Source organism: Haloferax sp. S1W, assembly GCF_044593955.1.
Classification (GTDB): Archaea; Halobacteriota; Halobacteria; order Halobacteriales; family Haloferacaceae; genus Haloferax.
Genome location: NZ_CP172595.1, coordinates 2957531 through 2982934 on the forward strand (window position 1 = coordinate 2957531; position 25404 = coordinate 2982934).

The 25404-nt window shown below is 59.3% G+C and carries 26 protein-coding genes and 1 tRNA gene; 12 read left to right on the plus strand and 15 right to left on the minus strand.

Annotated elements, in window-relative coordinates; all coding sequences use genetic code 11:
- The first annotated feature begins 44 nt into the window (after window positions 1-44).
- The 3 genes from secF to ACH9L7_RS15470 all read left to right on the plus strand — a co-directional run bounded on the left by secF (window position 45) and on the right by ACH9L7_RS15470 (window position 2958).
- On the plus strand, window positions 45-923 hold the full coding sequence (secF, locus tag ACH9L7_RS15460; RefSeq protein ID WP_396611578.1) for a protein translocase subunit SecF: 879 nt from the start codon (window positions 45-47) through the stop codon (window positions 921-923).
- A complete protein-coding gene (secD, locus tag ACH9L7_RS15465; RefSeq protein ID WP_396611579.1) occupies window positions 920-2485 on the plus strand; it encodes a preprotein translocase subunit SecD in 1566 nt (521 codons plus the stop codon). The genes secF and secD overlap by 4 nt, the downstream gene beginning before the upstream one ends.
- 236 nt (window positions 2486-2721) lie before the next feature.
- The gene (locus ACH9L7_RS15470; protein ID WP_396611580.1) at window positions 2722-2958 is read left to right on the plus strand and encodes a hypothetical protein; all 237 of its coding nucleotides are present in this window, start codon (window positions 2722-2724) and stop codon (window positions 2956-2958) included.
- A gap of 35 nt (window positions 2959-2993) precedes the next feature.
- Here ACH9L7_RS15470 and rnhB read toward each other — a convergent pair whose 3' ends face one another.
- Window positions 2994-3641: a ribonuclease HII gene (gene rnhB, locus ACH9L7_RS15475; RefSeq protein ID WP_396611581.1), complete on the minus strand. Its 648-nt coding sequence runs from the start codon at window positions 3639-3641 to the stop codon at window positions 2994-2996.
- Window positions 3642-3694: 53 nt separating this feature from the next.
- Window positions 3695-4978 carry a tRNA pseudouridine(54/55) synthase Pus10 gene (locus tag ACH9L7_RS15480; RefSeq protein ID WP_396611582.1) on the minus strand — a complete coding sequence of 428 codons (1284 nt, stop codon included), beginning with the start codon at window positions 4976-4978 and terminating at the stop codon, window positions 3695-3697.
- A gap of 180 nt (window positions 4979-5158) precedes the next feature.
- Here ACH9L7_RS15480 and ACH9L7_RS15485 point away from each other — a divergent pair, with 180 nt between their 5' ends.
- Window positions 5159-6136, plus strand: coding sequence for a DMT family transporter (locus ACH9L7_RS15485; protein WP_396611583.1), 978 nt, complete (start codon window positions 5159-5161; stop codon window positions 6134-6136).
- 191 nt (window positions 6137-6327) lie between these two features.
- Here the strand turns inward: ACH9L7_RS15485 and ACH9L7_RS15490 are convergent, their stop codons facing one another.
- The 5 genes from ACH9L7_RS15490 to ACH9L7_RS15510 form a co-directional block, all read right to left on the minus strand.
- Window positions 6328-6900, minus strand: a complete 573-nt coding sequence (locus tag ACH9L7_RS15490) for a hypothetical protein (RefSeq protein WP_396611584.1) — start codon at window positions 6898-6900, stop codon at window positions 6328-6330.
- A gap of 93 nt (window positions 6901-6993) precedes the next feature.
- The gene (locus tag ACH9L7_RS15495; protein ID WP_396613297.1) at window positions 6994-7482 is read right to left on the minus strand and encodes a DUF4112 domain-containing protein; all 489 of its coding nucleotides are present in this window, start codon (window positions 7480-7482) and stop codon (window positions 6994-6996) included.
- Window positions 7483-7718: 236 nt separating this feature from the next.
- Window positions 7719-9020: a malate synthase AceB gene (aceB, locus tag ACH9L7_RS15500; RefSeq protein WP_396611585.1), complete on the minus strand. Its 1302-nt coding sequence runs from the start codon at window positions 9018-9020 to the stop codon at window positions 7719-7721.
- Window positions 9013-10050, minus strand: coding sequence for an isocitrate lyase (gene aceA / locus ACH9L7_RS15505; protein ID WP_396611586.1), 1038 nt, complete (start codon window positions 10048-10050; stop codon window positions 9013-9015). Before aceA ends, aceB begins: the two co-directional genes overlap by 8 nt.
- Before the next feature lie 11 nt (window positions 10051-10061).
- Complete coding sequence (locus ACH9L7_RS15510) at window positions 10062-10307, minus strand: hypothetical protein (protein WP_396611587.1); 246 nt, start codon at window positions 10305-10307, stop codon at window positions 10062-10064.
- A 318-nt stretch (window positions 10308-10625) separates the two neighbouring features.
- On the opposite strand from ACH9L7_RS15510, the gene ACH9L7_RS15515 reads away from it, so the two are divergent.
- The 6 genes from ACH9L7_RS15515 (at window position 10626) to ACH9L7_RS15540 (ending at window position 15245) form a co-directional block, all read left to right on the plus strand.
- Window positions 10626-11579: an ABC transporter ATP-binding protein gene (locus tag ACH9L7_RS15515; protein ID WP_396611588.1), complete on the plus strand. Its 954-nt coding sequence runs from the start codon at window positions 10626-10628 to the stop codon at window positions 11577-11579.
- The gene (locus tag ACH9L7_RS15520; protein ID WP_396611589.1) at window positions 11576-12352 is read left to right on the plus strand and encodes an ABC transporter permease; all 777 of its coding nucleotides are present in this window, start codon (window positions 11576-11578) and stop codon (window positions 12350-12352) included. The genes ACH9L7_RS15515 and ACH9L7_RS15520 overlap by 4 nt, the downstream gene beginning before the upstream one ends.
- 136 nt (window positions 12353-12488) lie before the next feature.
- The gene (locus ACH9L7_RS15525; RefSeq protein ID WP_396611590.1) at window positions 12489-13385 is read left to right on the plus strand and encodes a S49 family peptidase; all 897 of its coding nucleotides are present in this window, start codon (window positions 12489-12491) and stop codon (window positions 13383-13385) included.
- Window positions 13372-14373, plus strand: coding sequence for a hypothetical protein (locus ACH9L7_RS15530; protein WP_396611591.1), 1002 nt, complete (start codon window positions 13372-13374; stop codon window positions 14371-14373). Before ACH9L7_RS15525 ends, ACH9L7_RS15530 begins: the two co-directional genes overlap by 14 nt.
- Window positions 14374-14501: 128 nt before the next feature.
- Entirely contained in the window at window positions 14502-15098 is a 597-nt protein-coding gene (gene trmY / locus ACH9L7_RS15535; RefSeq protein ID WP_396611592.1) for a tRNA (pseudouridine(54)-N(1))-methyltransferase TrmY, read from the plus strand.
- A gap of 74 nt (window positions 15099-15172) precedes the next feature.
- Window positions 15173-15245 (plus strand) — tRNA-Pro (locus ACH9L7_RS15540).
- Between the two features lie 150 nt (window positions 15246-15395).
- Here ACH9L7_RS15540 and ACH9L7_RS15545 read toward each other — a convergent pair.
- Window positions 15396-15641, minus strand: a complete 246-nt coding sequence (locus ACH9L7_RS15545; protein WP_396611593.1) for a type II toxin-antitoxin system HicA family toxin — start codon at window positions 15639-15641, stop codon at window positions 15396-15398.
- 1 nt (window position 15642) lies between these two features.
- Window positions 15643-15903, minus strand: a complete 261-nt coding sequence (locus ACH9L7_RS15550) for a hypothetical protein (RefSeq protein ID WP_396611594.1) — start codon at window positions 15901-15903, stop codon at window positions 15643-15645.
- A gap of 286 nt (window positions 15904-16189) precedes the next feature.
- Between ACH9L7_RS15550 and ACH9L7_RS15555 the strand changes: the two genes are divergently transcribed.
- The gene (locus ACH9L7_RS15555; RefSeq protein ID WP_396611595.1) at window positions 16190-16450 is read left to right on the plus strand and encodes a hypothetical protein; all 261 of its coding nucleotides are present in this window, start codon (window positions 16190-16192) and stop codon (window positions 16448-16450) included.
- A gap of 28 nt (window positions 16451-16478) precedes the next feature.
- Here ACH9L7_RS15555 and ACH9L7_RS15560 read toward each other — a convergent pair whose 3' ends face one another.
- From ACH9L7_RS15560 to ACH9L7_RS15585, 6 genes are all read right to left on the minus strand, one after another.
- Entirely contained in the window at window positions 16479-17060 is a 582-nt protein-coding gene (locus ACH9L7_RS15560) for a hypothetical protein (protein ID WP_396611596.1), read from the minus strand.
- Between the two features lie 63 nt (window positions 17061-17123).
- The gene (locus tag ACH9L7_RS15565) at window positions 17124-18149 is read right to left on the minus strand and encodes a hypothetical protein (RefSeq protein WP_396611597.1); all 1026 of its coding nucleotides are present in this window, start codon (window positions 18147-18149) and stop codon (window positions 17124-17126) included.
- A gap of 5 nt (window positions 18150-18154) precedes the next feature.
- Window positions 18155-18751 (minus strand): hypothetical protein, encoded by a 597-nt coding sequence (locus tag ACH9L7_RS15570; protein WP_396611598.1) that lies wholly within the window; start codon window positions 18749-18751, stop codon window positions 18155-18157.
- Between the two features lie 139 nt (window positions 18752-18890).
- Entirely contained in the window at window positions 18891-19577 is a 687-nt protein-coding gene (locus ACH9L7_RS15575; RefSeq protein ID WP_396611599.1) for a hypothetical protein, read from the minus strand.
- A gap of 439 nt (window positions 19578-20016) precedes the next feature.
- Entirely contained in the window at window positions 20017-20343 is a 327-nt protein-coding gene (locus tag ACH9L7_RS15580) for a repressor phrH2 (RefSeq protein ID WP_396611600.1), read from the minus strand.
- 52 nt (window positions 20344-20395) lie between these two features.
- Complete coding sequence (locus tag ACH9L7_RS15585) at window positions 20396-21031, minus strand: hypothetical protein (RefSeq protein ID WP_396611601.1); 636 nt, start codon at window positions 21029-21031, stop codon at window positions 20396-20398.
- Window positions 21032-21494: 463 nt separating this feature from the next.
- On the opposite strand from ACH9L7_RS15585, the gene ACH9L7_RS15590 reads away from it, so the two are divergent.
- Window positions 21495-25379 (plus strand): surface glycoprotein, encoded by a 3885-nt coding sequence (locus tag ACH9L7_RS15590; RefSeq protein WP_396611602.1) that lies wholly within the window; start codon window positions 21495-21497, stop codon window positions 25377-25379.
- Window positions 25380-25404: the final 25 nt, after the last annotated feature.

Here is a 25404-nt window from a genome sequence, read left to right on the forward strand (position 1 = left end):
GCGGGATAAGAAGCCTTATTCAGCATCGCTCTGGACCGCAACCCATGGTCGAGTTTACGGTACCGGAGGTAGATTACACCCGGTACACGAATCGCCAACTCGCGGCCGTTCCACTCGCGGTCCTCGCGGTGGCCCTGTTGGTCATCGCCGGGTGGTACGCCGCGACCGGTGCGCCGGTGACACCTGGCGTCGATTTCACCGGTGGCACAGAACTCCGAATCGCCACGGACGCATCACAAGACGAAGTGACGGCAGCCTTCGAAGCGACTCCCGAGTCGGTTCGAACCGTCGCTGCCGGTGGGAACAGCGCCGGCAACACCTACGTCGTGACGTTCCAGTCAGGAAGCACCACGACAGCGGACATCGAAGCACAAGCGGAAGCCGCAGGCTTCGAGATACGCTCTATCGACGCCGTCTCCGCCAGTTTCGGTGCTGACACGCAACTGCTCGCACTCGGTGGCGTCGGAATCGCCTTCGTCGGCATGAGTATCCTCGTGTTCGCGATGTTCCGCACCTTCGTTCCCTCCATCGCCGTCGTCATCTCGGCGTTCTCGGACATCGTCATCCCGGTGGCGCTGATGAACCTCCTCGGCATCGAACTGTCGCTGGGGACCGTTGCCGCCCTCCTCATGCTCATCGGATACTCGGTCGACTCCGACATCCTCCTGAACAACCACGTCCTCCGTCGGTCGGGTGACTTCTACGAGTCCACCTATCGCGCGATGCGGACCGGTGTGACCATGACGCTCACCTCCATCGCCGCGATGATTGTCATGACAATCACGGCGACGCTGTTCGGCATTCAACTGCTCGCCGCCATCGGGACGGTGCTCGTCTTCGGTCTCGCGGCCGACCTGATGAACACCTACATGCTCAACGTGACGCTCCTTCGCTGGTGGAAGTTCGAGGGGGTGGCGCGATGAGCACGCTTCGCGACAACTGGCGGGTCATCTTCCTCGTCCTCGCCATCCTCGTGTCGACGTTCGCCCTGTTCTCGCCGACGGTCGGGGGAGAACCCACAATCGGCGACGACAACAGCCTGACGAACGTCAAGTACGGCCTCCAACTCAACGGCGGGACGCGAATCCGCGCGCCGCTCGTCGGTATCACCGCCGAAGACGTTGAGTTCGAAAACACCTCCGACCGCGTCGTCGAACAGCAGGTCGCCGCTCAGTTGGACGGTGCCGACGCCGCGGACGTTATCGCCCGGCAGGGTGCCCAGTCCAGCACGGTTGAAGTGACCGCCGAGAACGTCACGACCGACCAGTTGGCTGCCGCTCTCGAAGCTGCGGGGTATCCACACGGTGAGGTCCGAGACGGGGTCACCGAGACGACCCGTCAGGAGACGGTCCGCGTCCTCCAGTCGAAGATTAACGAGGCGGGTCTCTCCGGCGGGACGGTCCAACAGGTGACAACCGCGACGGGAGATCACTTCATCCTCATCGAAGTGCCGAACCGTGACCCCTCGTCTGTCCGCGAACTCGTCGGTGAGCGCGGGACGGTCCAAATCGACATCTACTACCCGACGACGCAGAACGGCACGCGCGTCTACGAGACGCGGGAAGCCGTTCTGACGCAAGCGGACTTCACCTCCATCGGGACCGCACAGGAGCCGCAGACCGGTAGCGGGGCGTTCGTCCCCGTCTCGGTTCGCGACGACCCCGCACCGGACTTCCAACAGGCCGTCAAGGAGACCGGTCTCGCCCAACCCGGTGGGACGCGGTGTACCTACATGGACGACCCCAACACGACCGAAGGGTGTCTCCTCCTCGTCGTCAACGGTGAGGTTGTCAACGCGTTCGGGATGAGTCCCAGCCTCGCTGACTCGATGCGGGCTGGTGAGTGGGCCGAAGCGCCGAGCTTCCAGCTCCAGACGCGCAACACCTCCGAGGCCCAGCAGGTCGCTATCAACCTCCGCGCAGGTGCGCTTCCCGCGAAGCTCGACCTCTCCGGGTCGGACGGCGGCACCACCTCGTTCATCTCGCCAACGCAGGGTGAGAACTTCAAGGGCGATTCGCTCATCACGGGTATCATCGCCGTGCTGGCTGTCGCTGGCGTCGTGTTCATCCGCTACGGCAAGCCCGAAGTCGCCCTCCCGATGATTGTCACGGGCCTCTCCGAGGTGTACGTCCTCCTCGGATTCGCCGCGGCAATCGGCTACCCGCTCGACCTCTCGGTCATCGCCGGGTTCATCGCCGTCATCGGTACCGGTGTGGACGACCTCATCATCATCGCTGACGAGGTGATGGCCGAAGGGTCGGTGACGTCGCGGAAGGTCTTCAAGTCGCGCTTCCGCCGCGCCTTCTGGGTTATCGGTGCGGCCGCCGCGACGACCATCATCGCGATGAGTCCGCTCGCCGTGCTCTCGCTCGGTGACCTCCAGGGCTTCGCTATCTTCACCATCCTCGGCGTCATCGTCGGTGTGCTCGTCACCCGTCCGGCGTACGGTGACATCCTGCGCCTGCTCCTGACCGAGGACCGCTAGCGCCCACTCATCGACAGCGGCTCCCGCCGCTCGTCGGTTGAGATGTATAATCTTTTGAAGCACTTTTCTGCCTCATTTTCCAAAATCATACCAATTATTACCCAACTTGTGGTGTCGGTGATTCCTAACTTCGTATATCCTTCGACAGAATCATATAGAACTGTCCGAAACTATTGACCGAAGAGAATTCTGAGAAGCCGCCGCCCGTCGGTAATTACGGTGCAAATACTCCAATCATGGACGATACTCCTCTCCGACACGACGACACGGACGCGAAGACGACGACACCGAAGGAGCTGTCCGGATGTGCAACCCTGGCAGACGACGTGGAGTACGAAGCCATCGTCACGCCGTACGACGATGCGCCTGATGAGTGCACCATCTTCCCCGCAGGTATCCCCGAAGCCGAACTGATGACGACGTGGATTTCCGCCGAAGAAGGGTCGTTCGTCTCGCTCGGCGAGATGGCCTAACCGGGACCCCCTCCATCGACGACGAATTTTTTGACTCAGAAGTCCCCGAGCGACGCCTGTTCGTGCGCCGCCAAGAGGTCGGCACAGGTCGACCACGACTTGCGCGCACAGTCCGGGAGAATGCCATGTTCGCGGACGAAACCGCGTAAGAAATCGCGGGTCGTCTGGTCACTCGGATAGCCGCTTCCGACCTCGCCGTACTCGTCGGCGATGGCGTCGACGCGCCGGTCGCGTTCGACTTTGGCGACGATACTCGCCGCTCCGACGATGGCGTGTTCGTCGTCGGCGCGGTGCTGGGCGTGGACTTCGACATCAGCGCCTGATTCGGCCACGCCATCGCGGACGCGCCGCCCGAACCGAGATTCGCTCACGTCGCCCGCGTCGCAGACGAGTTCGTCGGCGTCGACCGCGACTTCGGCGGCCGCTTCGACCTGCGCTCGAACGGTGAGCAGGTTCATGCCCGTCTCGGGGTCGTCGATGGTTTCGGGTTCGACGAACGCGACGCCGACCGAGATGTCGTCTCGTGCCCGCAGCTCTGCGGCGAGTTCCTCGCGCCGGGCGGGTGAGAGACGTTTCGAGTCTGCAATACCCTCGGGGAGCGTCTCCGGGTCGGCCCGGACCGCCGCGGCGACCATCGGACCCAAGACGGGTCCCTTTCCGGCCTCGTCGACGCCGATTCGCATATCTGGTCGGGTCTTGGGGTGAAGAATTAGAGGTTGCGGTCTGCGGATGAGACTTAATCCTTGAAGAACTCGTCGTCCTCGAAGGGTTCGTCCTCGCCTTCCACCGCAATCACGTCGAGCGCGGTGACGACTGCGCCCGTGTCGAGGATGCCCGCGAGACTTGGGTTCGTCCGGCCTTCGTCGCCCGAGACGAGTTCCTTGATGTAGAGACCGCCCTCGCCGTGAATCTCGACGGTCGCGTGGCGAGCGTCTTCGAGTTCGCCGGTGGCGTCGTAGGCCTGTCGCGTGCGCGTGAGACTGGCGCGGCGGTGGTCTACGCGGTGGGGCGTGTACTGCTCGATTGTCGCGCCCGTGAGTTCGTCCAGCGCGGCCTGCAAGTCCTCGGCGGTCACGTCGTCGTCGAACTCGACGGCGGCGCGGTACTGCTTCGAGGCGTCGAGTTTCTTGACGCGCTCGACCATGTCGTAGGTGGCGAGTCGAAGCCCCTCGACTTCGATTTCTCCGTCGGCCATGGCGTTCACGTCGCCTTCGAGTCGTTCCACGTCGATGGTGCGGCGACGGGGTTCCATGATTTCGACGACGAAGGGGCGGCCCGTCCCAAGCATCAGGGCGTCGACGTCCTCGCGGCCCGCGCCGTGGAACTTCGCGTCCACGCCGTCCATCACGTCCATCACGACGGGCGCGACGAAGCCCTCGACGCTGTGTTCGTAGAGATAGCCGGACCCACCGCAGTAGTCACACGGTTCCTTGCCCTGATAGCCGGACCCGTCGCATTCGCGGCAGGGCCACTCGGTCTGCGGAATGTCGCGTTCGAGTTTGCGATAGCGCCCGTAGACGAACGCGGAGTTGATTTGCGCCTCGACGGAATCGGCTTCGAGGTCGAGGAGGAACTGCACGTCCGGGCGGGTGAAGTCTACCTCGGTGCCGGTGAGTCGGCCGACGCGCTTTCCGACCTCGCGGTTGAACTCGGATTTGAACAGTTCACCAGCGTCTTCCGGCAGGCCCGCACCCTCGCGCAGGAGAATCTCGTTTTCTTCGACCAGCGGCGGCGCGCGCGTGCCGACTTGGTACGTCTCGACTTCCACGTCTTCGATGGCTTCGGCGCACCGTTCGGCCCAGTCGTCGAACTCGGCGCACAGGCCTTCGCAGACCCAGCACGTCTCGGTCTCGACTGCCTCGTACGGTTCGTCGTCGTCGAGGGCGGCGGCGATTCGAAGCGACCGCCCGCGTTCGGCGTTCGTCAACCCGAAACTTCGGTCGGCGAAGGCCCTGCCGAGACAGGCGTCGCAGACCGGGCCACTCTCGGCGAGTGCTCGGGCGTCCTCGAAGATGCTCATATCCCGTCTCACTCGCGGCGGGCGTAACTACCTTACTTTGTCTCGGCGTCGGCGACGATACATCTCAGTCCTGAGAGGTGTGTCAACGAGCCCCTCGAGAGGTGCTATCTCAGGTCCGAGAAAATTCATGTACACCGAGATGGTAGCCGGTGCAACACCTGGGTCGAAGGGAGATATCTCGTGACTGTCGGAACTCAAACACATCGAAACGTTGGATTGTTCGCACTGCTCGCCGTCCTCTGGGGGACTTCGTTCATGGCTATCGAAGTCGGATTGGAGGTGCTTCCGCCCGCACTCTTCGCCGCCCTCCGCTACGACGTGGCTGGGCTCGTCTTGTTCGGCTACGCTCTCGTCGCTGCCGAGGACTGGCGACCCCGCGGCCGCGACGAGTGGGTCGTGGTCCTCGTCGGAGGCGCACTCCTCATCGGCGTCCACTTCACGCTCCTGTTCTCCGGCCAGCGGTACGTCACAAGCGGCGTGGCGGCTATCGTTCTCAGTCTCTCGCCCGTCTTGACGCCGCTTTTCGCGTGGACGATGCTCCCCGAAGAGCGACTGGACTTCTTTGGGTTCCTCGGCGTCTTCCTCGGCCTCGTCGGGACTGTCGTCATCGCCGTCTCGTCGGGGTCCGTTGGCGGCCAACTACTCGGCGTGGTTCTCCTCTTTCTCGCCGCTGCGAGTTGGGCGTTTGGCTCCGTCCTCGTCAAGCGACTGCCGGGCAACCCGCCGGTCGTTCCGATGCAGGCGTGGATGATGCTCCTCGGCGCGGGTATGCTCCACATCGTGAGTCCGTTCCTCGGCGAACCCGGCCTTGGACAGGTCGCGTGGTCGCCGCTTGTCGTCGCGGCGCTTCTCTTCCTCGCGGTGTTGTGCAGCGCCGTCGGCTTCATCATCTACTTCGTGCTTCTCGACCGCATCGGGGCCGTCGAGATTAGCCTCGTCAGCTACGCCGTGCCCATCGTCGCCGCGGTCAGCGGGTGGGCCGTCCTCGGTGAGAACATCGGCCCCGCGACGGTTACCGGGTTCCTCTTCATTCTCACTGGGTTCGCGTTCATGAAGCACAACGTACTCGGCCCGGTGGTCCGCGATATCGGTGTCCGCGCCGGTCTCGTCGCTCCCAACCGTGTCGCCGACCACGACGCCGTCCCTGCCGACGACTGACCGCTTCTGGAGTTTTTCGGTTCGTTTTCCGCTCGGATTGTTTCGCTCCTTCGAGCTGTTTCGCTCCACGTCACGTTGTCCGCAGGTCGGACTACGCGGCACTGGCGTCGGTTTGGAATAAAAAGGTTCGCCGATAGCGGGGCAGCGCCATCGGAAAGAGGGTTGATGCTGTAATCGACGGTCGGCCGTGTTTACTCGTCCGAGGTCGTCGTCGACTCGGTCGTCGTGTTGGTGGCCGTAGTCGTCTCGTTCGTTGCCGTCGTTTCGGTGACGGTCGTGTTGGTGGCCGTAGTCGTCTCGTTGGTTGCGGTCGTCGTTTCGTTCGTCGCCGTCGTCGTCGCCTCGGGCGTCGGGGTGCCGACCTCGTGCGTGGCGAGGGCTTCCTCGGTTCCAGCGCGGCCGACCCAGACGACCTCGACGGTCGAACCGGATTCGGCGGACTCGATTTCGATGAAGTTACCGACCGAAAGCGGGTACGGTTGCGTCTCTTCGTCGTCTGCGACCCACGTCACCGTGCGCTCGCCGTCGACGGTTACGTACACTTCGGACGTGTGGTCGTCCGTGACCTCGTCACCGCCCATGTGGACGGCGCGGAGGACGCCACCTTCGACCATGAAGGAGATGTCCGACTCCGGAACCGGTGCCGGTTCGGGTGTCGCCGTGGTCGTCTCGCTGTGGTCGGACCCGGTCGAACCGCCGAGACACCCGGCGGTGAGGAGGGCTCCGACGCTCGTCGCGCTTGCGAGGAATCTTCGTCGTTCCATACGCCGCTTTTTGTGAGCCGGTATAAATGTCTTCTATTTTATATTTTGTTGGTCGATACCCTACCCCAAGGCCTTGGTTATCAATATCATGATTTAGACAGTTAGGATTCCGAACTGTCCCAGTGCCCAGAACGCGGCGAGCGTGGCGGCGACACCGAGTGCGACCAAAAGAAGGGTGACGACCACGACAGCACCGATGAGGAACCGGCGGTCCGCTTCGCGTTCCGCTGGCGTTTCGTATCGGGATTCGAGAAGCCGGACGTTCCGGGCGTTGGCCTTCCACGCGGCGTCGAACACGTCGCCGACGATGGGGAGCGACCCGACTGTCGTGTCGAGGAGGACGTTTCCGAACATCCGGGCGAGCGTCTCTCGCGGAACGCCGAGCATCGCCGCCTCGACGAGGATGTACGCCGACAGTGCGGCTCCCGTGGTGTCGCCAATACCCGGCAGGAGGCCGAGGAATGGGTCGAGTCCGACGCGGTAGTTCGTCCCCGGAATCTCGAACGCCTCGTCGAGGTAGTAACTCACTGTCCGAAGACGCTCCATGGTCGCCGCAACGTCCCCGTCGCCGCTGTCGATAATCGCGTCGGCATCCCCGAGGTATTGGTGGTCGTCAGTCTGTGTCGAGTTCACTGGGTCGTCCACAGGCGGCGAGTCGCACGGAGCGAACTTGAGCGTAGCGTCGAAAACGGGCGAAAAATGAGCGTCACGTGCCGCCCCCACGGTGCCGGGCGGTCACGCCGAGTAGACCAGGGTGGAATCAGGTAGCCGTGTCCGGCAGTGTGGTCGATGGCGACCACCTGCCGGGAAGCGAGCGATTAGAGACCGACCTCCATCGCGCGCTCGACGACATCCTCGCCGTACATCTCCATCAGTTCCTCGTGTTGGTCCGGACGGTTCTCGTAGACGTCCTGGAACAGGCTGATGGGTGTCATCGCGGCCTGATAGGTCGCTTCGTCCCACATGCGGTCGGTGGCGATGTCGACTTCGGTGTCGCCGATGCGGAGCGTCGCCGACCGTTCCATGGCGATGGCACCGCGACCGGCCTCCTTGGCCGCCTCGAACTCCTCCATGGAGTCGACGATGTCGTCCATGCTCGGGATGTAGGCGGTCATGTTGAGCAGTTCCTCGTGTAACTCGTCGCTGTCGAGCACCCGCGTGGACCCGCCGATGGTGAGTTCGTAGCCGTCGGTCGTCTCCGAGAGCGACACGCGGTCGCCCTCGTACACTTCCACGCCGTCTTCGGAGTCGAGTTCGACCTCGCCGTCGCCGGTGTCGAAGAGCCAGCTTCCGGTCTTCGGCGGCAGCGGCGACTGGTTCGCCTCGACGACCTGTCCGGGCGTCAGCGACCAGATGCCGAGCATCCCCTTCGCCTGATTTTCTTGCATGCGTTCGTGGTAGCCGTCCACGTCGCGGATGTCGTCGTACGGGCCATCGACTGCGATGAGGCCAGCGGCGCTCGCACCGCGCGAGGTGTTGTGCCGGAGTTCGGGCCACTCGGGGAGTGCGCCCGTCGGCGTGATAGCGCGCATGTCCTTCGTGTAGTCGACTTCGCCGTCGACGAGCAAGAACAACCGTTCGAGGTTGTTCGTGGGCTTGCCCATCTCCTCGCGGAGGGTGCCCATGGCGAGTTCGGCCTGCCCGCTTTCGATGATGACAGACATGGCGATACTGCCCTCTTCGAGGCCGTGTTCGTTTTCGACGATGGTGAAGAACTCGTCGGCCTTCTTCCAGTCGTCGATGTCGCCGACTTCGGGGATGACGAAGCCGTCGATGTGCTCGATTGCGCCCCGTTCGGGGTCTGCGACGTCGAGCATGTGTTGGAAGCCCTGATAGCGGGTGGTCGGGCTGTCGCGGTGCCAGACCATGCGCGGGTGAATCTCGCCGGGGAAGTCGGCCCCATGTTCGGAGACGACTTCGATGATGTTCTCGACGCCTTCGTCGCGCATCGAGGGTGCAGTGGCGTCTTCGTTGTCCGGCACCCACACGTCGGGGGCCTGCATCCCGCGGAGCTGGGCCGCTCGGCGGAGCATCTTGGCGGAGTCCTCCTCGCCTTCGACCGCCGTGGGCGAGGTGAAGAACGTCCGCACGAACTCACGGTCGTGTCGTCGCTCAGTCATCGTCGTTCGTCGTGATGGGGTCGGCTTGTTCCTCGCTGAACCCCTCCGAGGATTCGATGCGGCGACGCGCCTCGGGGTCGAACTGCGTCTCGATGTCCTGATACCGCGAGACGAACGAGAGTTCGTGGTGGCTCTCGGTCGGGTGGTCGAGGTAGCGCTGTTCGAGGTCGAACTGGCCTTCTTCGTCCTGTTCGGCGAGCTTCTTGAAGTCCTCGTAGACTGCGTGTGCGCCGGAGTGGAGACCGAACAGCGTGATGAAGATGTACTTGTAGCCGAGGTCACCCAGTTCCTGGAACGTGAGCGGGTCTTCCTCTTCGGACCACGCGAACGACGACGAGTAGTTGAACGCGAGCTTCAGGTCCGGATGGGTCTCGTGGATGGTCTCGGCGTAGTTGACCGCGTCCTCGCGGGACGGGTTCGGCATCTCTGGCCAGACGAGGTCGACACCGGCGTCGGCGTAGATGCGACCACGTTCGAGGTGTTCTTCCCAGTCGCCGTTAGCGGAGCCGTAGGCGTCCGTCCGGGCGATGATGACGGTGTCTTCTGACTGCTTCGCATCGACGGCCGCTTCGAAGCGGGCGCGAGCCTTCTCTCGGGAGACGATTTGCTTGCCCGCGATGTGGCCGCAGCGCTTGGGCGTCGTCTGGTCTTCGATGTGGATGGCGGCGACGCCAGCCTTCTCGTACTCGCGGACAGCGCGGCGGACGTTGTGGATGCCGCCGTAGCCGGTGTCACAGTCTGCGATGACCGGGAGGTTCGTCGCCTCGACCATGCGCTTGGCGTTTTCGACCATCTCGGTCATCGTGACCATCTCGAGGTCCGGGAAGCCGAACTGCCCGAGGACGGTCGAATAGCCGGACATGTACGCGGCGTCGTGGCCGGTCATCTCGGCCAGTCGAGCGTCAAGGGCGTGGTACATGCCGGGTGCGAACACGAAGTCCTGCGTGTTCAGCATCTCGCGGAGTTCGCGGCCCTTCTGGTTGTCAACATCCTGTGCGAAAACGTCGTCGTCGAGTTCTGTCGGGTTCATCGGGTGAGGGGTTACTGGGTGTCGGTCGGGTTCTGCATCGCTCGCTCGATGCGGTTCAGTTGGGTACGGAGGGCGGCGAGTTCGCGCCGAATATCCGTCATCTCGTCTTCTTCACCCGGTTCTTGGATGAAGGGGACGAGCGGCGCGTCCATGTTCTCCTCGTTGTTGGGATAGCGCCGCGAAGGACGGGTCGTGCGAGTAGTAGTTGTCTGGCGGGGCTGTGTGTCGGTTCGAGTCGTGTTTCGTCGGTTCGTCATTGGTTACGTTGGTGGCGTCGGTGGTCGGTAGCGGGCGATGCTGCGGATGGTCGGCGTGCGGTGGGATGCTGCGGAGTGTACGGATACTGCCATTGTTCGTTGCCTCGCTTGGGTGGAGTCGAGAGTACTACAAATAGTTAATGATTGATAATGATAATATTCGTTAATGACTTTATTCATTGCAGTCGAATTTTAGGCCTTAATTTGACACACAATGGCACACATGGTGCAGCTACTGGCGCACCCGTGGGTCGGATTCGCACCGACTTCCGCGTCCACGACGCTTAATCGGGTCCACCTCGGACCACGTACCAACAGATGCCAAGCGCGATAGAGATACGCGACCTAACCAAGTCCTACGGCGATGTCAGGGCACTCGACGGAATCGACCTCGACGTTCCGGAGGGCTCGTTTTTCGGATTATTAGGGCCGAACGGCGCGGGGAAGACGACGTTCATCAACATCCTCGTCGGTCTCGTCCGGAATTCCGGCGGCGAGGCGAGCGTGTTCGGCTACGATGTCGACGACGACTACCGGGAGGCCCGCGACCGTATCGGTCTGGCACCACAGGAGTTCAACGTCGACCGCTTTTTCCCCATCCACGAGGTGCTCGAACACAAAGCGGGCTACCACGGCATTCCGAAGGTCGAGGCGAGGGAGCGTGCCGACGACGTGCTGAAGCGCGTCGGCATCTACGACAAGCGGGAGACGCGATTCGATTGGCTCTCCGGCGGGATGAAGCGTCGATTCATGCTCGCGCGGGCGCTCATCACCGACCCGGACCTGCTCATCCTCGACGAACCCACCGCGGGGGTAGACGTGCAACTCCGACACGAACTCTGGGAGACCATCACCGACCTCAACGACCGCGGGACGACTATCCTCTTGACCACACACTACATCGAGGAGGCGGAACGCCTCTGTGACGAGGTGGCTATCCTCGATTCGGGTCGCGTCCTCGAAGTCGCCAGTCCCGACGAACTGATGGACCGCGGCACCGACGATATCGTCGTCCAACTCCGCGACCCACCGACGGCGGTTCCGGACTTCGCGGCCGACGACGACCGGGTCGACTCGGTCGACCTCGACGGTACCCGACTGGTCGTCACCGCCCAGCAGGGTGGTCTCGTCGCCCCCGACGTGGTGCAGGCCCTCGACCGCGACGGCCACGAAATCGTCGACCTCGAAATCTCGCGCACGTCGCTCGAAGAGGTGTTCGTCGCGATGACGAGACAGGGCGAGGGCCGCGCCACGATGGAGGTTGAGCAATGAGCCTCGCAAGCCTCGACGTGACCGGCTTTTACGCCCTGCTTCGGCGTGAAGTCCTCCGATTCGTCCGCCGACCCCGAAACACGTTCGTCCCGCCGTTTATCACCAACGTCCTGTACTTCTCCGTGTTCGGTGTCATTCTCGGCGAACGCATCGACCAGATTGCGGGCGTCCCCTACATTCTGTTTATCCTCCCCGGTCTCATCGTCCTCGGGGCCGTCTCGAATGCCTTCGAGAACGCTTCCTTTTCCATCTTCCACGGCCGCTGGAACCGCTACATCGAAGAGGCACTCACGTCACCGCTGTCGTACACCTCGATGGTCGGCGCGTACGTCCTCTCCAGTGCGACTCGCGGGATTCTCGTCGGCGCGCTCGTCGCTCTCATCGGCGCGTTCTTCACGGCCGTCGGCGTGGCCCGTCCGTTCTACCTCGTGGCCTTCATGCTCGTCATCACCCTCCTGTTCGCAGGGTTCGGCGTCATCGGTGGTCTCTGGGCCGACGACTTCGACGACCTGACGATGATGAACCAGTTCATCCTCCGACCGTTGGTCTTCTTCGGCGGCGTCTTCTACTCGCTCAACGAGATTCCCGAAGCCTTCCGACAGGCGTCGCTCCTCAATCCGATGATTTACATGGTCAACGGCGTCCGATACGGCTTCCTCGGCGTCACGGAAGTCAATCCCAATCTCTCTTTGGGTGTTCTTTCGGGACTCACGCTCGTCGTCATCGCCGTGAACGTCACTCTCTTTCGGCGTGGCTACGGGTTGACTGACTGACCTCGAACCGGATGACTGACTGATCCCGACCCCACTTTTCGCAGGAGGGCGCTGAGACGCCCAGAATGGTGTCTACAACACTGTCTTTACACATGACAAGTGTTTTGACAATCGATTGTAAAGTGTGGAACGCTGTATGGTATCCAAATCCTCCAACGCGACGAGGAAGACGGTCTACGTCCTCGCCCTCGTCGCGGCCGTCCTAGTTGGAGCATTCCTCGCCCCCATCGTTTCCGATGCGGTCGCCCCTGAACCCGACAGGGTTGCGGTCATCTCGGTCGATGGGTACATCTCCTCGTACACAGCTGACCAGCTTGAAGAGGACCTCACAGAAGCGCGAGAGAACGAATCCATCAAGGCTGTCGTCCTAAAGGTCGACAGTCCTGGTGGCTCAGCGTCCGCGTCTGAGCGGATGTACCTTGCGGTCAACCGCACCGCGAAGGAGATGCCAGTCGTCTCCAGCGTCCAAGGAATGGGCGCGTCAGGTGCGTACTACACGATGTTGCCGTCGGACCACATCTACGCGACTCCGTCCTCGATGGTCGGAAGTGTCGGTGTCCGCGGTTCCCAACCGTTCCCGGCACCCTCCAGCGAGATTCGGACGGGTCCCGACAAGGCATCGATGACAGTCGACCAGCGCGAGGCGCAGATTGAGACGCTGAAGCACGCCTTCGTCGGCAGCGTCATGCGCCACCGCAGTGACGAACTTACGATGTCCCGCGAAGAAGTCGCCTACGCGAAGGTCTACACCGGTGCTCGCGCGTCCCAGAACGGGTACGTCGACGACATCGGCACGATGCAGAAGGCCATCGACCACGCGGCCACCGAAGCGGGCTTAGAGAACTACGAAGTCGTCGAGAAGGAGCCTGCAAACCGCTTCGGTATCTTCCTGTTCGGCGCGCAGAACGGCAACTCGACCGTTGTCGTCAAGGAGAGTCCCGTCGGATACGACGGCGTTCGCGCGCCGCAGTTCCTGATGGTGTACGGTCAGGTTCAGTACGAAGATGAGGTGATTGGAAATGTCTCAGCGTAACCTCCTCGGCGGTGTGGCAGTCTTCGTGGTCGTCGTCGCCCTCATCGTGGTCGGCGCGGCCATCGTGCCGTACGCCCAGGCGTTCACGAGTAACGAGCAGCAAAACACGACGAACATTGCGAAACAGCAGTACGACGCGAACGAACTCGTCGTCACGCCCGGCCCCGAAACCGGGAAAGTGACGATGGACGCTAACACCGAGTCGAAGACGGTGCTCATCGACGTGGCGCACCGCAACGACGTGAGTGAGAAGGACATCCAACCGCTTGTGGATGCGCTCGTCGCCAACGGGCACAACGTGAAGTACCTGACCCGTGAAGACGCGCGGCGGAACTTCAACTCCTCCCTTCGGAAGGCCGACGCATTCGTCGTCGTCAACCCCGAAGAACCCTACAAAGGTGAGCAACTCACCGCCCTTCGGAAGTTCGAAGACGCCGGTGGTCGCGTCGCCCTCCTCGGCGACCCGCAGTCCGCAGAGGGTATCAGCCTCTTCGGTCTCTTCGCACCCATGTCGCGAGGGTCGTCCGGTGGCGACGCCGGACTGACTTCCGACTACGGCGTCACGTTCGGGTCGTCGTCGCTGTACAACATGCACGACTACTACCTGAACTACCAGAACGTCTACGCGACGTCCGAGACGAACACGTCGCTCACGGAAGGCGTCGACCAGGTTGTCTTCCGCGACGCTGCTCCCGTCTCCGTCTCGTCCGGCGCTGGCACGACTGCCCTCGTCGCGGGCGGTGAGACGAAGGTCGACTCCACGCGTCAGAGCGGTCCGTTCACCGTCGCAGTGCAGGGTGACAACGTCGTCGCCATCGGTGACTCCGACTTCATGTCGCCCGGTGCGGCCTACGAGGCCGACAACGAGGTCCTCGTCGGCAACCTCGCCGACTTCCTCGTCACCGGTGACAAGGAAGAAGGCGCACCTGAGCCGGTTTCCGACGGTCAAGGCTCCGGTCAGGCTCCGGGCGGACAGATGCCCGCCTAAGTTCGGGCTAACTGTCGCGCGCACAACCGTCAATTTTCCATTTTCATCGTTCTCACGAGCGGCAGCGCTCACGTGACCCGACCGCCCGGAGTGGATAGCCCTAAGGCGCTCTCGGGCCGACTCCGTCTATGCGCCAATTTATCGTCCTCGGCCACGACGCCCCGACGACGCCCGACTTCTCGCTCGACGACATCGCGGGCGGCGCGGGCCGCCTCGACGTGCTCTGTCGCTGTGTCAACTCCGCGTTCTTCCTCTCGCACGCGATTCGCGAGGACGTGCGCGTTCACCTCGTCCTCGGCGACGAGTACACTGTCCGATTCGAAGGCTCCGAGTTGCGGCGTCTCAACCCCGACGAGCGCTCGACGGCCGCTTTGATTCGCAAGGCGCTGGAGAAGCGCGACGAGGCCATCGGCCACATGCCCGCCGAGTCGTCGCCGGGCGTCTCAATTCGGCGGATGGGCTTCGAGGCCACGCTGGAGGATGCTGCGCGGGATGCGACTGTGGTGGAACTGCACGAAGACGGCGACCCGGTCGTGGATGTCGAACCCCCGGAGCACCCGCTTTTCGTGCTGTCGGACCACAACGATTTTACCGAGGACGAGGCGGAGTTGTTGGCGGCTGCTTCGGACGAGCGGGTTCGGCTCGGACCCGAGGTGCTTCACGCCGACCATTCGATTACGGTGGCGCACAACTACCTCGATACGGCGGGGTACACGCAGTACTAGGTGGTGTGCTACTCGGTCTGTCAGTTGCAGCTAATCATAACTGTTAAAGCCGGCCGCGGCTTGCGTCAGAATGCGGGCCGGTGGGGTAGCTTGGTATCCTTCGGCCTTCGGGTGGCCGTAACCTCAGTTCGAATCTGAGCCGGCCCATTTCTACCCCAATTCTACGACCGCGAGCGACTGTTTTGTCGCTCGCACTCCGAATGCGGTTGCATGGGAGACCGAAGATTCGAACGCCCGAGCGGTAGCGAGGGAAGTTCGAATCTGAGCCGTTCCCGCGAACGAAGTGAGCGGGTGCTTTCAGACTGCTTCTTCAATCCACTCGCACCACGAGTGGAAATCCTTTGCACCGGACTGCTTGGCGATGGATTGGTGCGTTCCAGTCGGGATATCCGACTTCATCGGGACGGTCACGACTCGAACTTCGTCAGTTTCGGGATGTTCGTACCGCAGCTGAACGTGACTTCCGGTGCGACCGGTGGGTTCGAAATCGTGGCGGGTTAGCGCCTTCACGACCTCCCGGCCGGAGAATGTCGTTCGCCCCACGTTACTGCATGAAGTCTGGAAGCTCTTTCTCGTCGAACTCGTCGGGGTCGAGTCCCCACTCCTCGAGGTCTTCATCAGTGACGGGCTCACCATCACCTTCGTGCAGTACGAGCGCTTCCGAGAGCATACGGAGCGCCTCAGACTTCGTCTCGCCGAAGGATGCGATCCCCGTTTCGATGTCACGGGCGGTGATACTCCCGTCATCCTCGTGGATGAACTCGACACCCTCCTCGCCGTTGTCGTCACGGGTCGCGCTTGCCATACGAAAACTGAATCGTTCTCGGAGGATAAGCGTTCGGACGGCGAGCAACCCCGCGCAGACCCCTTCTCAACACCGACCCCGCGGGGTAGCTCGCGAATGTATACGCCATCCTCGATGTATGCACCTTCACCGTCGTCGACGACGGTCACCGTGCATAGATTCGGACCAGCTCGAGCGGGTGAGCAACGCGGTCGCGGTCATGGCTCACCTGGGGTATAAGAAGAATCGGTGTTCACTCACTCGAGAAACGCGCAAACCGACCCCCGGTGCATACGGTGATTCATAAATGACCACGGGAACCAGCCTGAAGCTCACTGACGAACGCCAGCTACTGTTCGACAAGGCGAGCGAGATCGTGGCGCGAGATGCGTCGGACGACCCACCACGGAGCGACGTGATCGACGCGGCGCTCACCCACTTGATCGAGAGCTACGAGAACCTCGAGAACGTTCGAGATGCGTATCCGCCGCAGACGGTCAAAGACTGTTGTAACACGTCAGTGTTGAGGATGCGGTATCGGACGAGTTTGGAGAGTCGGTGGCGTTAATGATAGACGAGTGTCTTATGCTTACTATTTAGAGACGATTTTCTAAGACATTCTTAAGTTTTGGTGATATCTTCTCTAGATCGTTGATAGCTTTATCTTTATCCAGTCTATCAAACCTCATCTCGGACCCGAAATCTGTATTCTCGTATAGGAATGTCTCTTTGCTCCACTTACCCAGATCTTCGCTTGTCACTCCCTTCAGGGCTTCACGAATCTCTTGGAACAGATTGTTGTGATCTATCTCGTGTTCGGCCTGCTGATCGGCAGTTCCAAGATATTTTGTAGCCGTCTTCCCGTACTGCCAATCTGGTTCGGATGGTATCTCACCGCTTTCGTCAAGATTCTCAAGCGTGTCGCTCAAATCCTCTGAATAGCTCCCGTACATGTACGGCTTGAATTCTGCATCTGTAAGTCGATTCTCCTTGGATACACTATTAATCATCTCAGCGATGTAAAGCAACTTTTGTAACCGAAACTCATGGAGGTACTCATACTCATTGAGAAAACCACGGATCGCGTCTTCAATTGACATCACCTCCGATTCAGTGTCCGAAGACTTGTTGTCCTGCCCAGTGGTTTCATTCATACTTGATTTACTACCTCCAAGCATTAAAAAAGACGTATTTGGTAGACATATAAGAATTCCTATTAATTTCAGACTGTGGTGAAACAACTAGAACTCGTTCAAGTTCGACTGGTCACCTAGCTCACTTTCGGACTCCTCGCCAGCGTTTACAAATGAAACGATAAGATACTCAATGAAGTGGTTTTTGTATGTTCCAGATGCATCGAAAAATACAATGGTTGCGAATGCAGTAACCAGTGGAATCAAGTTCAACAGCGTATCTGGAACCATCGTAAATAGTATGGGGTCTTGGTTCAGAAGCCCCAATTGACCGAATGGCTGGTATATTGCTAAGGAATACAACCCTGTGAGAATAAAGAATACCACCCATAGGCTCCGACAAAAAGAGTAGATTGATTGGAATTGTCTGTGTCCCTGAATCCCTTTCTGCGCAAGATAAGATGTGACTAGAACGTATGCACGTTCGAGTTCTCTGTTATTTGAGGGCCTATTATCAACAAAGACTAGATCTTTTGGATCCACCCCAAATGTTTCTTCGAATTCTTCGTTGAATTTGTCTAAAAACAGGTCTCTTTTTCCTTCGATATCTCGGTCGTCAAATGGAAGCGTGATTCCTGTTTCGTAGTTCCATACAATCCACTTATGAAAGAGGTATCTGTGGCTGACTAGAGAGTCAAACGTCCCCCAAAACCTGTTTTGTACCCACGTTACTGTTCCATCTTGAAGGCTCCATAAGAAATTACGGTTAAAATCGCTCTCGCTAGTCTCACCTTCTTTGTTATATAATGGAGACTTCATGTGGTCAAAGTGAAAATCGATACCAAATTTGACTACAATCACCTGTTTGATTTTCACAACAGCAATCAGTACCCAGTTGAAACCTTTCTCGATGTTATCTGCAAGTGTGTGGAGCCCTTGCCCAACCATCAAACCAATCAACAATAATATTACCAATAGTGCAGCGATATTAACCAGAGATCCGCTTAGTTCGAAACCTTGGCCAGAGCCCCCACCAGGCAGTAACACCAAAATACCAAATAACAAGGCAGCTCCAGGTACCGACTTCCCGAACAAATCATACGAACCAAGTAGTTGTAGTAATTGGTTAGACATCCCTTCTACTCCTCCCTTCTATTGCTGCTATCTTTTTCTTCTCCGTCGGTTGGTTCACCGTTCTCGTCTTCGTCGGTTGATTCACCGTTCTCGTCTTCGTCGGTTGATTCACCGTTCTCGTTTGAAAGGGTCTTATCCAAGTACGGGTGGGCTACCCCTATCCCTGCCCAGGCGGTACTCACTATACTGTAAAGTGACAATATCGATAATGTACTGCCTGCTTCTACGATTTGTGGGGACGGAAGAAACTCTATACCAATTATAAGGCATACAATTGAAACCACCACTGACTTCAAATACAATTTATTTTCATTACCACCTTCTGTAATTTCTGTATCCCGTACGTAGACCGGGTACAAGAAAAAAACAGAGCTAAGGGAGGTAACTAACAAAGCAAGTAACCCGATATCAGACGCACCTGTAATACTTGATGTGGCTATGAATAAAACACCAATTAGAAGGACTCTTGATGCCGTAATCTTTGTCTCGGAAAACAGTCTCCACACATATTCTCGAGTGATGAGTAGCCCAAACCCGACCACAACAAATATTGTGGCAACCTCGAGGATGGCCTGTATCTTACTGGGGTCGCCAGAAGACACCTGTGTCAATTGAACACTCAACATCTACCAACTGTCTATCTAGGTGAATAATAAGTCATGTGCAAGAAAATCTAAACACTCCTAATCCCGTGGTTTGCTGGGCTGAGAATTCCTGATTGAAAAGGAAGACCTGTGTGGATTAGAAGTCCGAAACCCCCTTCGAATATTCAACTAACTTCACACCCACTGAGCTGAGCTGGTACCGGTGGGCCGCGTTCCTCCAGCCGATTGGCACATATTCTTCCCCTTTTGTAACATTAGGGGAACTCTCAACAGCCTGAACAGCCGTATCGTATTTATTCATTCGCTCTACTCCATCGCCCTCTTCGAGAAACTCTCTCTCCACTAGACTCGGTGCAACACCTAGCGCCTTTGCGACGACTTCTCTGACACTTGTGGGATCTTCATTTCCTCCATCGGCCGCGACTTCTCCTGCGCCCTCTGAGCCTTGGTTCTCCAAGTCTCGAATTAGAAGCTCAACCTCCTGATCTACAATCTCAATGACTTCCTCTGACGGTCGAAACTCGAGACCATCTAATCGATCACTGGCAATAAACGAACGTCCACTCAGTGGTGCATGAAGGTTAACAGCGTCTGTCTTTGCGACATTTTCTAGGGTGTTGTCAACCTCATGTTCAAGAGTCACATCAAGCTCTTCTTCGATCTTTTTCCTCCGGTGCCTGATGCCACGAGGTTCGGTCACTCCCCTTTCATAGAGCCAAATTGCGATTTTGATTTGGCTTGGAATGGAGGTTCTGTTTTGGTTTTCTGGATGGTTCTGTATGTGTTCAACGAGCCGTTCGTACTTTTCTGAAATATCGTCCATTTATTTCGGATATGTCGTGATGCATCTCGCCGACCCACAAGCTATTTGACGTTCCGGAGTACGAATACAGGTGTATTCTACCGGAGGGCTTGCTGTCGGGTGTGTCCCGACCCCCGTTGCAGCGGGGATCGAGTCCTTCCGGGTTGCCTAGGGAAATCGTGTCAGGTCACAGTCTTCTAGACTATATCGTGTATATATAACGCTTTCTCCGCTCCGTGTCATACCTGTCTGGTTATCTGAGGCGTATTAGTAATTATCTGAGAACTTTACTCAAACTATGCTAGAGGCCTTGTAGTTCGAAAGCTCGACTTAGATTCACAGAATATTCTAGGTTAACCTAAATTAGATGTGTTCGTAGTGTCTTAACATCGACATATATTATATCTAACTATCATGTTGGTCTAATACATAAAAACGAAATCATTCATTTGCCACTTCTCTATACAAAGCCCGCCCAGTAATCCGGCCGCACCTTATCCGGCGGTCTCGGCTTCGGGATCGGCCGAATCAACCCGGCATTCACCGTCCCTTCGAGATACAGCTGCCCCCACCCGGTAATCTCAAACACGTCAGCACTCGCATGGTCGATAAGCGGTGCTGCCAATCCAGCGTGGCACAGAACGCGACACCGCTCTCTCACCTGTCGTAGCGTCGTCTCGTCGCCAAGCTCCCCGTAGATAGACTCTGGAGACCCCCAGTCGTTCCCGCCGAGATACTCGAGGATTCTATCGTCCCAAATCGTCATCCAGTCTCCAGATTTTCTCATGTCACTGGCTACGCAGCGCCCTCCTCACTGGAAAACCACCCACAACGAAATCCTACACCTGAACACGAAACCGCCCATATGATTCTAGTTGCGCCGGAATGCGTACGAACGTGGCTTCACTGGCGTACGAACCCGCACGATATGGTGGTCCGTCACTCCCGGTCTCGTTGCAGTCGCCGTCTCGTTCAGTCAGGTCGTACCCTAACGCGATGCCAGTACATTCGATATCTCCACAACTGAACTCGGTCCCCCATTCGAGTCGGGAGAGTTGTCGCGTTTCACACGGGCCGATATTGTACTGGTGAACGAGCAGCGTTGTCTCGGACAAGTCAGTTGCGGCAATGAAGTCTCTCGCCGCCTCGACACCCGTGTGTGCCTGCGAAAAATTGAGTGCCTCCCGTTCACCGGGTGCAGTTACAAGCCAATCTTCATACGCCCAGTGTGGCGACGATTCGAACATATCTTCTTCAGGAGAATGGTCGGACGAGTCAGCAGCAGGCTCTCCGTCGGGGTTTCGAACTGTAACCGTATCCGGCGTGTCAACGCGATGTGGATAGTCCGGTTCGCTAGCTGTTGGTGAGGGCGACTGTTCGCGGTTGGAGGTGCGTGTCGTACAGCCTGCGAGGCTGGCGAGAGCGGCACCCGACAGGCTGAGGACTTCTCGGCGCGTTGCGTGATGGGGGACCATGGAAACGTTCGATATCTGAAACAGGTAAATCCCTTCGGCCGAGATTGCCGTCAATCCTTCAACTTTGCGTCGAGTCCGCCTTCGAGAGAGTCTTTTTGTAGGACCTGCTGGAGGCGAGTCCAGCACCCCGCCGGGAAAGCTCCGTCACGCAATCATGACGGAAACAGCGATTGCGGGGCTGGAACTCCACACAGTACTTGATGTGTCATAGTTTGGGAAGGGGCGACAAGTACCCGTCCGCGACTTGACGGGCGAACGCCAGCCGAGAAAACCATCAGAAAGAGAATGACAATTCAAAACAGTTTTCAATTGCATTTGGTATAAGTTTGAGATGAATGCGGGTGGTGGGCACCTGTACCACACGATAGTGAATCACACCACACAATCGTGGCCCTGTTGGTCCCTCCCCGACATTTAGTGTAAACTATCCACCAATATGACAAACGGCAACAACAATCATCGAATGCGTGCGATTCTCCTCTCGGCGCTTTTGGTGCTTTCCGTAATCGGAAGTTCCATCGCGTTCACAGGGGCTACCGCCGCTGCACAGGCTCTCGGCCCCGAAGCGTTCTCAGACCAAAGCACGGACGCTGGAGAACTCACAGCCGGTGATACGGCAGTCGTACAGACCATCGAAATAACTGATTCTGACAGTAACGAGACGAGCGCGGTCAACGTGACTGCGGTGACGGTCGCTGGGAGCAGCAATAACACCGCGTCCGCGAGCGACCTCTCGTCAGTCCGTATCCTCGACGCCGACGGCGACGAGGTTGCCAGTGCGACCCCCACAGACAGTCTCTTCGGGGCGGGCCGGACGTTCAACGTCTCCAACATCTCGGTCCCCGACGACGGGAGCACGACGCTCGAGGTTTCGGTCACCGTCGCGTCCAACGTCTCCGAGTCTGTGGAACTGGGGCTCGAAACGAGCGCCAACTGGTCAGAAAACGGAAGCACCGGTCAGACGGACCCCGTCGCCGACGGGGTGACCGAGACGGTCGGTGCGACCGACCAGACTCCCACCGAGACTACGAACGAGACGACCGAAACGACGACAGAAACGGCCGACAACGGTACCGAAACGACCGAAACCACCACCGCCGCGCCAACCAACGAGACGACGGCGAGTCCAGACGAGGAGACTACGTCGACGAACGAGACCACAGAAGACACGTCGACAAACGAAACGGTACAGACCACGTCGACAAACGAGACCACAGAGAACACGACGGATACCAGTTCGTCGACCCCGACGCTCAACAACTCCTCTGCTGCGCCGGACTTACAGGTCGTTTCTCCGAACAACCAGACCATCGTCGAGTCAGACGACCTTCTCGACGTGACATACGGGTACGTCGAGGACGTTCCGGATAACATCACAGCGACGAAAATCACGCTCACAGATGGGCAGCACACATCGTACACCTACGCGGTCGACAAGACCGAGTACGTTGCGGGTGCGACCGTCACCGTCCCGCTCGACCTCGACAAGCCGGCGGGCAATCTGACCGACGGTGCGTACGACGTCGAGGTGGCCGTTACGAACGAGTCGGGCCACACGGAGACGGCCCGGACCACGTCGCCAGTCGTCGTGGTGAACGACGAGGCACCGACGATCGACAACGCCTCGGTCACGAGTACCACGACCGATATCGCGCCTAACTCGACGCTGAACATCACGTACGACTACGGCCCGGCACCGAACGCCTCCAACGTCACGGTGTGGGTTGTCGACGACGAAAGCACCGCGAACTTCACCGCTGGTGATTTGGCAAACGCGTCGTACACGACCTACGAGCAGTCCGTCGACCACGGCGTCGTCGACGACCGCAACCTGAGTGTCGACCTCGCCGACCGGATCACGGACAACGCGAACTACAGCGTGTTCCTCACGGCGACCGACGCGACCGGAATGCAGAGCAACGCTAGCTCGGCCGGCACGCTCGACGTGAACGCCGACAAGCCGAGTATCGAATCGGTCGAAGCGGCCATTGGCAGCGATACGGTGACGGTACAGTTCTCCGAAGCCGTCGTCGCTGGTGACGGTGATACCAACCTCACCCGCGCCGACTTCGCCTACCAGAACGGCAACGGCGCTGGTTCGGGGTCGATCACGTCTGTCGTCGCACACAGCGGCGAGACGGTGGTTCTCGGCCTCGACACCAACGTCACGTTCGACGACCTCGGGAGTGACCGAGTGAACGTCCGTCGCGGACAACTCGTCGATTCGCACGACACTGACGCCCGTGCCGTCGGAACCGGTGCCAGTGCGCTTGCCGACACCACCCCACCGACAGTCACTCTCGACACCGTTCCCGACGTCAACACGCATAACATCGAGAACTACAGCCTGACGTTGGAGACGGGAAGCGAACTCACAGATGTCGAAATGAACCTCACTGGGCCGAACGGCGCGTCCGTCTCCACCTCGAAACGCGCGACGAGAGGGAACGTGACGCTCACGGTGAACGCCTCTGGGTTCGCTGACGGCGCGACCACGCTCGAAGTGACGATGACGGACCGTGCCGGGAACAACCAAACGGTGACGCGACGTATCGAAACGGACACCGTCCCGCCGACGTTCGAATTCGCGGAGACGAATGCGGGGACCAAAGAAATCGCACTCAAACTCTCCGAGCCGGTCGAAGAGACGGACGAGAGCGACTTCGTCATCAACAATCTCACACACACGGTCAACACGTCACGAGTCGTCGGGCCGTTCGTGACACTCACGCTCAATGCATCCGTGCCGCCGAGTGCGATACACAACGAGAGCGTGACCATCGCTGCACCCAACGTGACCGATAGCGCTGGAAACAAACTCACACAGGGACAGACGCTCGTTGACGGTAGCACACCGAGGCTCTCTAGCATCGAAGCCGAACCGGGTGACGAAGCGCTCGTCCTCACGTTCACTGAGACCGTTACTCCCCGTGACAACGAGACGTTCACCCTCGACGACTTCGCATACAGAAACGAAAACACGGCCGGGGTGACCGCCTTCGAGTCGGTCAACCAGACCGGCCCGCAGACGGTCGTCCTCGAGACGAACGGCGTGCTCACGCCACAGGACCTCGACCAAGACAAGGTCGGTATCGCACCCGACAGCGTCTACGATACGGTCGGAAAGGCCGTTCAAGCGACGAACGAGACGATTGGTGTCTCGTCGGAGCTCAGATTGACTGCCGACGACGGCACGCTGGTCGTCACGGTCGTCTCCCTGAACGATATCACCAACGCGACGACCACGGGATACACCATCAGCAGGGTCAACCGGGAACTCGACTCGGTCGAAGGGTTCGAACTCGGTGCGCGCTTTAGGACCACCCTGAACGCCTCCGACTTCACAAAGACGGAAACGAACGTGTATCGTGCGACTGTCTCGGTGCCAGCGGGTGCTGATACCGCAGACGGGCGCTACGAGATTACCGGGTCGGTCGACAGCAGGTCGATGTCGGCCCAGACAGTCGTCGATACGACTGCACCGCACCCGACTGACGCGGTCCTCCTCGACGTGACCGACGAAGCCCAACTCGACGGCACACCGAACACCTCCAAGGTTCGCGTGCTGTTCAACGAACCAATCGACGCCAGCGACATCATGCCGAGCGACGTGTCTATCGAAGGCTTCGATGGTGAAATCGTTGCAGTACAAGACGCTGGTGTCTTCGGGTCGGTCACGATTATCACCGAAGGCCAGATACAGACCGGTAACAGTCCGGCAGTGACTATCGACGGCGACAGCTACGTCGACTTCGCCGGAACGAACGGCAAGGCCGACGGGAAGACGGTCGTCCACACCGATTCGCTCGACCTCCAAAAAGGCTGGAACTTCGTCTCCGTGCCTGCGGAAAGCGGTGACCTCCCACTCCACGAACTCGACCTCTCGGGCGTCGACGCCATCTACGCGTACGACGCTGAGTCCGGTTCTTGGGACGCGTTCGACCCTGATGCGTGGATAAACGATTTCACGGCGCTCGAAGGCGGCAACGGGTACATCTTCGTGATGGACCGCGCCGCGACTATCGAAATCAACGTCTACAACATGCCCGGGAGCGACGAGAACGCGGATGTCGTGTCACCTGCGCCTGCACAACAGACGCTCACCGCAGGCTGGAATCTGGTTGGACACTATCAGGAGTACGACCAAAACGTCACGACGGCGCTCTCGTCGGTCGATAGCGACTCCGTCTACAACCTCCTCGCACACGACGAGTCGGCCGACGGTATCGCCTATCACTCCTACAACGATGGCGACTTCGAGACGATGGAACGCGGTGAATCCTACTGGGTCTTCGTCCGTGACGACGAGGTCTACACCGGAGCGTCGCAGAACGCCACCGCGAACTAACCGCGAACTCACTTCTTTGTGCTAA

What these genes read in the sequence shown, in the direction of transcription:
- secF (WP_396611578.1), top strand. Translation starts at nt 45, where the DNA reads ATGGTCGAGTTTACGGTACCGGAGGTAGATTACACCCGGTACACGAAT.
- secD (WP_396611579.1), top strand. Translation starts at nt 920, where the DNA reads ATGAGCACGCTTCGCGACAACTGGCGGGTCATCTTCCTCGTCCTCGCC.
- ACH9L7_RS15470 (WP_396611580.1), top strand. Translation starts at nt 2,722, where the DNA reads ATGGACGATACTCCTCTCCGACACGACGACACGGACGCGAAGACGACG.
- rnhB (WP_396611581.1), bottom strand. Translation starts at nt 3,641, where the DNA reads ATGCGAATCGGCGTCGACGAGGCCGGAAAGGGACCCGTCTTGGGTCCG.
- ACH9L7_RS15480 (WP_396611582.1), bottom strand. Translation starts at nt 4,978, where the DNA reads ATGAGCATCTTCGAGGACGCCCGAGCACTCGCCGAGAGTGGCCCGGTC.
- ACH9L7_RS15490 (WP_396611584.1), bottom strand. Translation starts at nt 6,900, where the DNA reads ATGGAACGACGAAGATTCCTCGCAAGCGCGACGAGCGTCGGAGCCCTC.
- aceB (WP_396611585.1), bottom strand. Translation starts at nt 9,020, where the DNA reads ATGACTGAGCGACGACACGACCGTGAGTTCGTGCGGACGTTCTTCACC.
- aceA (WP_396611586.1), bottom strand. Translation starts at nt 10,050, where the DNA reads ATGAACCCGACAGAACTCGACGACGACGTTTTCGCACAGGATGTTGAC.
- ACH9L7_RS15510 (WP_396611587.1), bottom strand. Translation starts at nt 10,307, where the DNA reads ATGACGAACCGACGAAACACGACTCGAACCGACACACAGCCCCGCCAG.
- ACH9L7_RS15515 (WP_396611588.1), top strand. Translation starts at nt 10,626, where the DNA reads ATGCCAAGCGCGATAGAGATACGCGACCTAACCAAGTCCTACGGCGAT.
- ACH9L7_RS15520 (WP_396611589.1), top strand. Translation starts at nt 11,576, where the DNA reads ATGAGCCTCGCAAGCCTCGACGTGACCGGCTTTTACGCCCTGCTTCGG.
- ACH9L7_RS15525 (WP_396611590.1), top strand. Translation starts at nt 12,489, where the DNA reads ATGGTATCCAAATCCTCCAACGCGACGAGGAAGACGGTCTACGTCCTC.
- ACH9L7_RS15530 (WP_396611591.1), top strand. Translation starts at nt 13,372, where the DNA reads ATGTCTCAGCGTAACCTCCTCGGCGGTGTGGCAGTCTTCGTGGTCGTC.
- trmY (WP_396611592.1), top strand. Translation starts at nt 14,502, where the DNA reads ATGCGCCAATTTATCGTCCTCGGCCACGACGCCCCGACGACGCCCGAC.
- ACH9L7_RS15550 (WP_396611594.1), bottom strand. Translation starts at nt 15,903, where the DNA reads ATGGCAAGCGCGACCCGTGACGACAACGGCGAGGAGGGTGTCGAGTTC.
- ACH9L7_RS15555 (WP_396611595.1), top strand. Translation starts at nt 16,190, where the DNA reads ATGACCACGGGAACCAGCCTGAAGCTCACTGACGAACGCCAGCTACTG.
- ACH9L7_RS15560 (WP_396611596.1), bottom strand. Translation starts at nt 17,060, where the DNA reads ATGCTTGGAGGTAGTAAATCAAGTATGAATGAAACCACTGGGCAGGAC.
- ACH9L7_RS15565 (WP_396611597.1), bottom strand. Translation starts at nt 18,149, where the DNA reads ATGTCTAACCAATTACTACAACTACTTGGTTCGTATGATTTGTTCGGG.
- ACH9L7_RS15575 (WP_396611599.1), bottom strand. Translation starts at nt 19,577, where the DNA reads ATGGACGATATTTCAGAAAAGTACGAACGGCTCGTTGAACACATACAG.
- ACH9L7_RS15580 (WP_396611600.1), bottom strand. Translation starts at nt 20,343, where the DNA reads ATGAGAAAATCTGGAGACTGGATGACGATTTGGGACGATAGAATCCTC.
- ACH9L7_RS15585 (WP_396611601.1), bottom strand. Translation starts at nt 21,031, where the DNA reads ATGGTCCCCCATCACGCAACGCGCCGAGAAGTCCTCAGCCTGTCGGGT.
- ACH9L7_RS15590 (WP_396611602.1), top strand. Translation starts at nt 21,495, where the DNA reads ATGCGTGCGATTCTCCTCTCGGCGCTTTTGGTGCTTTCCGTAATCGGA.